The 9771-nt window shown below is 69.1% G+C and carries 11 protein-coding genes; 2 read left to right on the top strand and 9 right to left on the bottom strand.

The window, feature by feature from the left end:
• Window positions 1–20 precede the first annotated feature (20 nt).
• Complete coding sequence (locus RMP09_RS09940; protein WP_310565823.1) at window positions 21–1427, bottom strand: MATE family efflux transporter; 1407 nt, start codon at window positions 1425–1427, stop codon at window positions 21–23.
• On the bottom strand, window positions 1420–1890 hold the full coding sequence (locus RMP09_RS09935) for a MarR family winged helix-turn-helix transcriptional regulator (protein WP_310565822.1): 471 nt from the start codon (window positions 1888–1890) through the stop codon (window positions 1420–1422). Before RMP09_RS09935 ends, RMP09_RS09940 begins: the two co-directional genes overlap by 8 nt.
• 55 nt (window positions 1891–1945) lie before the next feature.
• Between RMP09_RS09935 and RMP09_RS09930 the strand changes: the two genes are divergently transcribed.
• Entirely contained in the window at window positions 1946–2497 is a 552-nt protein-coding gene (locus RMP09_RS09930; protein ID WP_310565821.1) for a PaaI family thioesterase, read from the top strand.
• 30 nt (window positions 2498–2527) lie between these two features.
• Here RMP09_RS09930 and creC read toward each other — a convergent pair whose 3' ends face one another.
• Window positions 2528–3967, bottom strand: a complete 1440-nt coding sequence (gene creC / locus RMP09_RS09925; RefSeq protein WP_310565820.1) for a two-component system sensor histidine kinase CreC — start codon at window positions 3965–3967, stop codon at window positions 2528–2530.
• A 128-nt stretch (window positions 3968–4095) separates the two neighbouring features.
• Between creC and RMP09_RS09920 the strand changes: the two genes are divergently transcribed.
• Complete coding sequence (locus RMP09_RS09920; protein ID WP_310565819.1) at window positions 4096–4923, top strand: phosphate/phosphite/phosphonate ABC transporter substrate-binding protein; 828 nt, start codon at window positions 4096–4098, stop codon at window positions 4921–4923.
• Between the two features lie 24 nt (window positions 4924–4947).
• Here RMP09_RS09920 and creB read toward each other — a convergent pair whose 3' ends face one another.
• The 6 genes from creB to RMP09_RS09890 all read right to left on the bottom strand — a co-directional run.
• Window positions 4948–5649 (bottom strand): two-component system response regulator CreB, encoded by a 702-nt coding sequence (gene creB / locus RMP09_RS09915; protein WP_310565818.1) that lies wholly within the window; start codon window positions 5647–5649, stop codon window positions 4948–4950.
• 61 nt (window positions 5650–5710) lie between these two features.
• Window positions 5711–6112, bottom strand: coding sequence for a hypothetical protein (locus RMP09_RS09910; protein WP_310565817.1), 402 nt, complete (start codon window positions 6110–6112; stop codon window positions 5711–5713).
• Window positions 6109–6960 (bottom strand): shikimate dehydrogenase, encoded by an 852-nt coding sequence (gene aroE / locus RMP09_RS09905; protein ID WP_310565816.1) that lies wholly within the window; start codon window positions 6958–6960, stop codon window positions 6109–6111. The genes RMP09_RS09910 and aroE overlap by 4 nt, the downstream gene beginning before the upstream one ends.
• A gap of 86 nt (window positions 6961–7046) precedes the next feature.
• A complete protein-coding gene (locus RMP09_RS09900; RefSeq protein WP_310565815.1) occupies window positions 7047–8066 on the bottom strand; it encodes a TRAP transporter substrate-binding protein in 1020 nt (339 codons plus the stop codon).
• A 39-nt stretch (window positions 8067–8105) separates the two neighbouring features.
• Complete coding sequence (locus RMP09_RS09895) at window positions 8106–9398, bottom strand: TRAP transporter large permease subunit (RefSeq protein ID WP_310565814.1); 1293 nt, start codon at window positions 9396–9398, stop codon at window positions 8106–8108.
• A 4-nt stretch (window positions 9399–9402) separates the two neighbouring features.
• Window positions 9403–9771 (bottom strand): TRAP transporter small permease subunit (locus tag RMP09_RS09890; RefSeq protein WP_310565813.1); only part of this gene is annotated, 369 nt, incomplete at its 5' end.

Raw genomic sequence — 9771 nt, 5'->3', positions numbered from 1 at the left:
CTGGGCCGCCCCAAGCCGAATCAACCCCCGCGGGGGGCAGCGACCCGCGCAGCGGTGGAGCGTGGGAGCTCAGACTCCACACCCCAGGGCGTGCTGCGCACGAACAGCACCGAGCTGATGCCGTAGACCGCCATGCCCGCCGACAGCAGCGCGAAGATGGTCCAGGTGGGGGTCTGCCACATCGCCAGCAGCGCGCCGCCGCCGGCCACCATCACCAGCCGCAGCGTGCCGGCCAGCACCGGGCCCAGGGCCTTGCCCGCCCCCAGCGACGAGAAGTACAGCGACAGCCCCAGGCCGAACAGGCCGTACACCGGGCCGGCCCAGCGGAAGTAACCGGCCGCCGAGGCCAGCACCGCCGGGTCCTGCGTGAACAGGCCAGTCCAGAGGTCGGGCGCCAGCGTCACCACCAGGCCCAGCCCGCCCAGGATGGCCGTCGCCAGCCCGGCCGCGGTCCAGGCGGCCTGCCGCGCGCGGGCGATCTGGCCGGCGCCGATGGCCATGCCCACCAGCGGCACCGAGGCCACACCGACAGCGAAAGCGATGGGCACCAGCAGGAATTCGAGCCGCGTGCCGATGCCGTAGCCGGCCAGCGCGTCGGTGCCGAACTGCGCCACCAGCCGCGTGAGGATCAGGATGGTCAGCACCGTCTGCAGCGGCGAGATGCTGGCCACCGCGCCCACGCGCAGGATGTCGGCGAAGCGCGCGCGCTCCAGGCGCGTGCCGCGCACGTGCAGCGCGATGCGCGAGCGCCCCGACACCAGGTACAGCCACAGCCAGGCCGCGCCCACGCCGTAGGCCACCACGCTGCCGGCGGCGACGCCCGCCATGCCCAGGCGCGGCAGCGGCCCCCAGCCCAGCCCGAGCGCGCCGCCCAGCGCCACCTGCAGCAGCGCCACCACGAACAGCGTCGCCGAGGGCACGGCCATGTTGCCCGACCCGCGGATCACCGAGGCCAGCGTGTTCACCAGCCAGACAAACACCGAGCCGAGGAAGGCCACGTTGGCATAGGCCATGGCCTGCGCCAGCGCCTCGCCCTGGCCGCCCAGCAGCGCCAGCAAGGCCTCGCCCAGCGTGAGCATGGCCACCATGTACACCGTGCCGGCCACCAGCGCGATCCACAGCGCGTGCACCGCCAGCGCGTTGGCCCGTTCGGGATGGCCCGCGCCGAGCGCACGGCTCACCGCCGACGACACCCCGCCGCCCATGGCGCCGGCCGACAGCATCATCTGGAACATCACGAAGGGGAACACCAGCGCCATGCCGGCCAGCGCTGGCGAACCGAAACCGCCGACGTAGGCGGTCTCGGCGATGGCGGCCAGCGCGGTTGCCAGCATCGCGCCCATGTTGGGCAGCGCGAACCTCAGCAGCAGGGGCAGGATGGGCGCGGTCAGCAGCGGCTGGTCGGCGGCGCGAGCGGGCTCACTCATCGGACACCTCCACAGCGTCCACCAGATCGAGCTTGTCCATCGACGCGTCGATCAGCGTGTGCAGGGCCACCACCTGCTCCACCCCCAGCAGGCGGTTGATGCCCTCCTGCGCCACCTTCCAGCGCCGCTTGGCCTCGGCGCGCTTCTCGCGGCCGGCGGGCGTCAGGCTCACCCGCCGGCTGCGCGCATCGTCGCCCGCCGACACCAGCACCCAGCCCGCGTCGACCAGCGGCCGGAGGTTGCGCGTGAGCGTCGAGGCGTCCATCTTCAACCCCGCTGCCAGCTCGCCCGGCCGCACCGGCCCGAGCTTGTCGACGTAGGACAGCAGTGAGTACTGCGTGGTCTTGAGCCCCGCCCGCGCCATCTCGGCGTCGTAGAACTGGCTCACGCGGCGCATGAGCTGGCGCAGCTTGAGGTTGGTGCAGCCTTGCGGCAGGATTTTGGGTGGGGTGCTTGCGGCCATGGTTTGATTGTATCTACAATGATTGCATATGCAACACTTTTGAGGAACCGAGTTCATGGACACCGAAAACATCCGCCTTCGCTGGGAACAGGAAGAAGCCGCCGTGCGCGAGCGCATCGCCGCCGGAGGCGGCAAGATCGGCGTGGCCCGCCCCGAACAGGTGGCCGGCAAGTCGGGCCTGGAGATCATGCAGGCCCTGCTGCACGGCGAACTGCCCGCGCCGCCGATCAGCGAAACGCTGGGCTTCGCGCTGATCGAAGTCGGTGACGGCCACGCGGTGTTCCAGGGCGAACCGCAGTTCAAACACTACAACCCGCTGGGCACGGTGCACGGCGGCTGGTACGCCACCCTGCTGGACTCGGCGCTGGGCTGCGCGGTGCAGACCAAGCTGCCCGCCGGCATGGGCTACACCACCGCCGAACTGGGCCTGAACATCGTGCGCTCGGCCAGCGACAAGACCGGCCCGCTGCGCGCCATCGGCAAGGTGATCCACAGCGGGCGGCAGATGGCGACCGCCGAAGCACGCATCGTCGGCCCCGACGGCAAGCTCTACGCCCACGCGACCACGACCTGCTTCATCTTCGACGCCACGCGCGCGAAGGGCTGAGCCAACCGCGTGCCGTGGGCACGCCACGCGTCAGGCAGGCAGCGTCCAGCTCGCGCAGCAGCCGCGCGGATCGCTCACGTTGTGAATGCGCAGCGTGCCGCCGTGCAGTGCGCTGACCTCCTGGACCAGGCACAGCCCGAGGCCCGAACTCTTTTCCTGGGTGTCGGCGCGCGGCAGCGAATAGAAGCGCTCGAAGATGCGGTCGACCGCGTAGTCGGGCACGCCCGGCCCCTGGTCCCGCACCGACCATTCCACCGCCCCGCCCACGCGCTGGACGCACACCGCTAGCACGCCACCCGCGGGTGAAAAGTCGATGGCGTTGTCCAGCAGGTTCTGCAGCGCCTGCGCGATCAGGAAACGGTCGCCGCGCACCGCCGTGCCCTCGTCCAGCGTGGTCTGCACCTGCAGGCCCTTGCGCCGCAGCTTCGGTTCGGCCGTGTGCAGCAGCTCGCGCGTGAGGGCGGCCAGATCCACCGGTTCGACCGTGCGCAGGTGGCGCAGTTGCTCCACATCGGCCAGCGCCAGCAGCCGGTCGATCAGCAGCTGCAAGCGTTCGGTCTGGCGCTGGATGTTGCCGGCAAAACGCCCGCGGTCGGCCTCGGACATCGGCTCCTGCAGCAGCTCGGCCGCGCCGCGGATCGCCGCCAGCGGGCTCTTGAGCTCGTGCGTCAGCGTGTGCACGTAGTGCTCGACATAGGCCTTGTCTTCGAGCTTGAGGCGCATGCGCTCCACCGCCTGCGCCAGATCGACGAATTCGGTGTTGCCCGAAAGGCGCCCCATGCGCGGCAGCTCGGCCCGCTCGCCACGCGCGACCGCGTTCGCATAGCCGCGCAGGCGCGAGAGCGAACTCGCGATCCACCAGGTGAACAGCAGGCCGATCGCCAGCGACAGCCCCAGCAGCACCCACGACCAGTTGAGGATGCGGTCGCGGCTGCGCTGGATGTAGGGCTCCAGCGTCTGGTTCGGGCGCGAGACCGTGAGCACGCCGATGATCTGCTGGCCAGCCTTGATCGGCGCTGCCACGTGCATCACCGTGCGGTCGGCGGCGTAGGCGCTCTCGCCGCTGGAGCGCGCGCCGTACTCACCGCGCAGCGTGCGCAGCACGTCGTTCCACTGCGAATGGTCCTGGCCCACGTCTTCGCCCCGGCTGTCGAACACCACGGTGCCGCGCGCGTCGGTCACGGTCACGCGGTAGTCGATGTGCGACTTGCGAAAGCCCCAGATCGTCGCGCCCGGATCGACCTGCGGCAGCGCCGACAGGGCCTGCGCGAAGGAGCCGCTGGCGATGGTGCCAGCCTTCATGTCCGGTGCCGCCACCAGCGCCAGTGCGTTGGCCGCGTCGACCAGGCTGTCCTCCATGGCCAGCCGCGTGCCGGGCTTGACCTCTTCGATGAAGACGCGCAGCACGACGAACAGCGCCAGACCGAGCACCAGGAAGAAAGCGAGCAGGAGACGCAGGCCGATGCGCATGGACCCTCCGGGAGTTGAGGCACGGATTGTCACCGCCTGTCTGATGTCATTCCCCCGCCCTCTCCGTTTGCGGCATGCTGTGCATTGCATCAAACAATGCGCATACAAATATATTTAGGAGAGCTCAGATGAAACACCTGCTGCGCACCGCGTGGACCAACCTGGTTCTGGCCGCCCTGTGCGGCCTGTTGCCTTCCGCCAGGGCCGCGTCGCTGGTCATGGCCGTCAGCGAAGGATCATCAGGAGGCACCGACCATGCCCGCGTGATTGCCAAGTACAAAGGACTGGCCGACGCCATCGGCCGCAGCATCAACGCCAGCGTCAATGTGGTCTTCATCCGCGAGTTCGCCGCCCTGGAAGAAGGCCTGAAGCAACAGCGCTTCGATCTGGCCATGGCGCGCCCCAGCGACTACCCTGCCCGGGCCCTGCGTGACCACGGTTACCAGTTCGTTGCCACCAGCAAGCCCGAGGGCCATTGCCTGATCGTTGTGCCCAAGGCCTCCCCGCTGACATCGATCCGGGACATTCGCGGGCAGCGGGTGGTGCTGCCCAACCCGGCGGCCTACATGACACGGCTCTGCACCGCCGAGCTTCGAGACCAGGGCGTGGACATGACCAAAGAGAACATCGTGCGTGTCAAGGAACAGGATGCCATCCCGTTCTATCTGTCCAACCGATTCGGCGATGTGGGTGGCGTGGCGTCCTACTCGGGCGTGGCACGCGGGCTGGAAAAGTCGGGCTTGCGCGTGTTGCACCAAAGCCGCCCGCAACCCTACTTCCCTCTGGTCGCCAAACGCACATTCACGGCCGCTCAGATGCAGGCCATCCGGCGTGCACTGGCCACCCTGCCCGACACGACGGACGGGCAAGCCGTGCTCAAGAGTGTGGGCACCCAGGGTTTTGACACCGGCACGGAACAGCGCTTGCGGGATCTTCTGGAGTGGCTCGAGCGCTGAGCCACTCCACGTACGGCCGTCGACTCAGCCGGGGCGGCTGATGGCGTAGCCCATGTGCCGGTGCGTCTGGATCAGCTCGGGCGCCAGGCCGCGCTCGCGCAGCTTGGCACGCAGCAGCTTGATGTGGGCGTCGACCGTGCGGTCCATCGTGTCGGGCGCGTCGGCCCAGACCAGCGCCATCAGCTCGGCGCGCGAAAAGATGCGCCCGGGCCGGCGCAGCAGCGTCGCCAGCAGCAGGTATTCGTAACGCGTGAGCGCCAGGTAGTCGCCACCGCAGGCGATGCGCTGCGCGGCCTCGTCCAGCCGCAGCGCGGCCGACCCGGCGGCCGAAGGCGTTGCGTCCGGCGCCGCGGCCTTGCCGCTGGCCGTGCGCCGCAGGATCGCCTTGAGCCGGGCGCAGACCTCGCGCGGCGAAAAGGGCTTGCTCACGTAGTCGTCCGCGCCCAGCTCCAGCCCGAGGATGCGGTCGATCTCCTCGCTGCGCGCGGTCAGGAAGACGATGGGCAGCTCGCTGGTCTTGCGGATGGCGCGGCAGACGTCGAAACCGTTGCCATCGGGCACGCCGACGTCGAGGATGGCGAGGTCGGGCGGCTGCTGCGCGAAAGCGGCCAGCGCGTCGCGCGCCAGCAGCACGTGCTGCACCTCAAAGCCTTCGCTGCGCAGCGCGTAGAGCAGCGTGTCGGCGATGGCCGGTTCGTCTTCCAGCAGCAGGATGCGGTGCGCCATGGATCGGGTTCGGTGGGGGGGGAGGAAGCAGCCCGCGATCATAGGCGGGGCCCCGCCCCGGTCAGCAGGCCAGCGACTCGGTGAAGCGGCTGTCACCGGCCAGCGTCAGCCGCACGCGCTGCGCCCGCACCTGGAAGCCCGCGCCGTTGCGCAGGGTCAGCTCAAGTCTGATTGCCCCGGTCCATTCGGCGGGCACAGGCAGGTCGCGCACCAACTGCCCGTCGTGCTGCAGGCGCGCCTCGCGCACGGCGCCGATGCAGTCGCCGGGGGCGACGCCGCCATCGAAGGTGGCGGTGGCGTCGTCGAAGACGAGCGCGATGTCGGACAGGTGACCGGGGACGGGCCGGGTGTCGGCGCCCTCGCCCGGCCGCCAGGCCGGTGCGGTGGACAGCTGCAGCTCGATGCGGCGGCCCTCGCCGTGCACAAGGGCCAGCTGGGCGTCGTCGAGTTCGATGCGGGTCATGCGGGCACGCCGAAGAGGCCTTCCAGCTCGCGCCGCATGACCGCGCGGTCCACATCCACCCCGCTCCACAGCCGGATGGCGATGGCGCCCTGGTTCACCAGCATGCCCAGGCCGTCGAGCACGGTGCAGCCGGCCGCTTCGGCCGTGCGGATGAGGTGGGTGCGCGGCGGGTTGGGGATGGCATCGGCCACCACCATGCCGGGGCGCAGGGTGGCCCAGTCCAGGTCGAGCTGGTCGTCCCCGTTCGGGAACAGCCCGATCGAGGTCGCGTTGACCACGATGCCCGTGCCGGCCAGGACCGGCATGGCCGGGTGCCAGTGCTGGTACTCGGCGCTGGCCGGGGTTTTCGCAGCGATCAGATCGGCCAGTTCCTGCCCGCGCAGCCGCCCCCGGTTGACCACCGTGATGTGGGCCGCGCCGGCCAGGGCCAGTTCCACCGCCACGGCGCGCGCCGCACCGCCGGCACCGAACAGCAGCACGCGCTGGCCCTCGATGCTGCAGACCGGGCGCAGCGCCTCCACGAAGCCCTGGCCATCGGTGTTCTCGCCCACCAGCAGGCCGTCGCGCAGCACCACGGTGTTGACCGCGCCGATGATCTGCGCGGAGGGCGCGAGGTGGTCCAGGTGCTCGATCACCGTCACCTTGTGCGGCAGCGAGCAGTTGAAGCCGGCCCAGCCCATGGCGCGGGCGCCACGCACCGCGTCGGCCAGCCGTTCGGGCGACACCTCGCAGTTGAGGTAGCGCCAGGCCATGCCGTGGTGGCGGTAGGCCGCCTCGACCATGGCCACGGTGGGATTCTCGGCCGCGGGCTGGGCAAAAGAACCGGTGAGCGTGTGCAGGAAGTTCATGGTGGCATCCGTGGGCGGTGGTGACGCATGAAAACAAAAAAGCCGGCCCTGGGCAAGGGCCGGCTTTCGATCTGAGCGCGACGGGCTTACTTGCCGGCGCGTGCCTTGGCCACGGCGGCCTGGGTTTCTTTCCACAGGTCCATGCCCACGTTGGTGGCGATGGAGGCGTTGATCTTGGTCAGCTTGTCGCGCATGCGGGCGGTCTCGGCCGGGGTCAGTTCGTTGATCTGCATGCCCTTGGACTTGAGGTCGGCCAGCGCCTTGGCGGCTTCGGCGCGCGTGTCCTGGCGCTCGAAGTCGCGGCTCTTCTTCGCGGCGTCCAGCAGCACCTTCTGCTCGTCCTTGGACAGGCCGTCCCAGTACTTCTTGCTCACCGTCACGATCCACGGGCTGTAGACGTGGTTGGTGACCGAGAGGTACTTCTGCACTTCGTAGAACTTGCTCGACAGGATGGTGTTGTACGGGTTCTCCTGACCGTCCACGGTCTTGGTCTCCAGCGCGGTGAACAGTTCCGAGAACGCCAGCGGCACGGCGTTGGCGCCGAGGATGCGGAAGCTCTCCAGGTACACGTCGTTGGGCATCACGCGCAGCTTGATGCCGTTGAGGTCCTCCAGCTTGTGGACCGGGCGCTTGGTGTTGGTCAGGTTGCGAAAGCCGTTCTCCCAGTACACCAGCCCGACCAGGCCCTTGTCCTGCAGCTTGTCCATCACCTTCTGGCCGACCGGGCCGTCGAGCACGGCGTCGGCTTCCTTGGTGTTGCTGAACAGGAAGGGCGTATCCCAGATTGCCATTTCCTTGGTGATGCCGACCAGGGTGGCGGTGGAGCCGACCATCATTTCCTGCGCGCCGCCGATCAGGGCCTGCTGCATCTGGTTGTCGGGGCCGAGCGCGGCGGCGCCGATGGCGCGGATCTTCATCTTGCCGCCCGAGGCCTTGGCCACTTCGTCGGCAAACACCTTGGCGGCGCGGCCCTGGTTGCTCTGTTCGTTCAGGCCATAGCCGAAACGGATCAGGCGCGGTTTGATGTCTTGCGCGAAGCCGGCCAGCGGCGCGGCAAAGGCGGCCGCAGCGGTGGCGGCGATGAGGGTGCGACGGATGATGGACATGACAGTCTCCTTGGGTTGAAAACAGAAGGGATGAAGAAATCAGCGCATCCACGCCACAGGGGCGGTGACGATCTGCGGGAACAGGACGAACAGGGCCAGCACCAGCGTGTAGCTGAGCAGGAAGGGGTTCACGCCCTTGATAACCTGGTGCATGGGCAGACGGCCGACGCCGGCCACCACGTTGAGCACCGTGCCCACGGGCGGGGTGATGAGACCGATGGCGCCGTTGAGCACGAACATCAGGCCGAAGTACACCGGGTCGATGCCGGCCTTGACGGCGATGGGCAGCATCACCGGCGCGAAGATCAGGATGGTGGGCGTGAGGTCCAGCGCGGTGCCGATGATCACCAGCACGACCATCATCACGGCCATGAGCAGGCGCGGGTTGTCCACCAGCGGGCCGAGCCAGCCGCCCAGCACGCCGGGCAGGTCGGCCAGGGTGATCATGTAGCTGGCCACCTGGGCACCGGCGCACAGGAACATGACGACGGCGGTGGTTTTGGCGGCGCGGGTGAGCACACCGTAGAGCTCGGCCACCCGCATTTCGCGGTGGATGAACAGCGACACCACCAGCGCGTAGAACGCGGCCACCACAGCGGCTTCGGTGGGGGTGAACACGCCGCTCTTCATGCCGCCGATGATGATCAGCGGCATCAGCAGCGCCCACACCGCGCGGCCCGTGGCGCGCAGGCGGCCGGCCAGGGGCACGGGCGGATTGTCCTTCAGGTCCATGCCCTTGAGCACGATCTTCCAGGTGACGATGAGCGCGGCGCCCATCATCAGCCCCGGCACGATGCCCGAGAGGAACAGCGCCGAGATCGACGTGTTGGTGGTGACGCCGTAGATGATGAACGGCATCGATGGCGGGATGATGGGCGCGATGATGCCGCCCGAGGCCAGCAGCCCGGCCGAGCGGTGCATGGGGTAGCCGTGCTCGCGCATCATGGGCAGCAGGATGGTGGCCAGCGCGGCGGTGTCTGCCAGGGCCGAACCGCTCATGGACGCCATCAGCACCGCGGCGCCGATGGCCACGAAGCCCAGGCCGCCACGGATGTGGCCGACCCAGGTCTGCGCCATGTCGATGATGCGTTTGCTGATGCCGCCGCTGTTCATCAGCTCGCCGGCCAGGATGAAGAAGGGCACGGCCAGCAGCGGGAAGCTGTCCACGCCAGCGACCATGTTCTGCGCCAGCAGCTGGGTGTCCCAGAAGTCCATCACCCAGGCCATGGCGGCGCCGGTGAGCAGCAGGGCGAAGGCCATGTTCATGCCGATGCCCATGAGCACCAGCATGCCGACCACGAAAACGATGAAAGCTTGTGCTTCGAGGCTCATGTCGTCACTCCACGTCCACGCTGTGGCCGAGGTCCAGCGGCTGGGCGGTCACGATTTCCCACACCACCATCAGACCGATGGCCACGGCACACAGCAGCGCCGGCAGCGGCAGCAAGGCCACCGGGTAGCCCAGCACCACCGAGGTGCTGTCCAGGCCCACCACCACCTGCTGCCAGGCACCGCGCCCCAGCAGCGCGCAGGCCAGCAGCACCAGCAGGCGGATCGCCAGCGTGGCCACGGCCATCGGGGCGCGGCGCTTGCGCAGCAGGCCCACCAGACTGGTGAAGGCCATGTGTTCACCGGCCGGGTAGGCCGCGGCGGCGCCCAGGAACACCATCCACACGAACAGCAGGCGCGAGAGTTCTTCGCTGGC

Origin of the sequence: Hydrogenophaga sp., from assembly GCF_031426985.1 — a bacterium.
Taxonomy (GTDB): Bacteria; Pseudomonadota; Gammaproteobacteria; order Burkholderiales; family Burkholderiaceae_C; genus Hydrogenophaga.
This window is presented reverse-complemented; position numbering and strand designations above follow the sequence as displayed.

Coding starts and splice junctions, on each gene's coding strand:
- RMP09_RS09940 (WP_310565823.1), bottom strand. CDS start 1,427: ATGAGTGAGCCCGCTCGCGCCGCCGACCAGCCGCTGCTGACCGCGCCC.
- RMP09_RS09935 (WP_310565822.1), bottom strand. CDS start 1,890: ATGGCCGCAAGCACCCCACCCAAAATCCTGCCGCAAGGCTGCACCAAC.
- RMP09_RS09930 (WP_310565821.1), top strand. CDS start 1,946: ATGGACACCGAAAACATCCGCCTTCGCTGGGAACAGGAAGAAGCCGCC.
- creC (WP_310565820.1), bottom strand. CDS start 3,967: ATGCGCATCGGCCTGCGTCTCCTGCTCGCTTTCTTCCTGGTGCTCGGT.
- RMP09_RS09920 (WP_310565819.1), top strand. CDS start 4,096: ATGAAACACCTGCTGCGCACCGCGTGGACCAACCTGGTTCTGGCCGCC.
- creB (WP_310565818.1), bottom strand. CDS start 5,649: ATGGCGCACCGCATCCTGCTGCTGGAAGACGAACCGGCCATCGCCGAC.
- RMP09_RS09910 (WP_310565817.1), bottom strand. CDS start 6,112: ATGACCCGCATCGAACTCGACGACGCCCAGCTGGCCCTTGTGCACGGC.
- aroE (WP_310565816.1), bottom strand. CDS start 6,960: ATGAACTTCCTGCACACGCTCACCGGTTCTTTTGCCCAGCCCGCGGCC.
- RMP09_RS09900 (WP_310565815.1), bottom strand. CDS start 8,066: ATGTCCATCATCCGTCGCACCCTCATCGCCGCCACCGCTGCGGCCGCC.
- RMP09_RS09895 (WP_310565814.1), bottom strand. CDS start 9,398: ATGAGCCTCGAAGCACAAGCTTTCATCGTTTTCGTGGTCGGCATGCTG.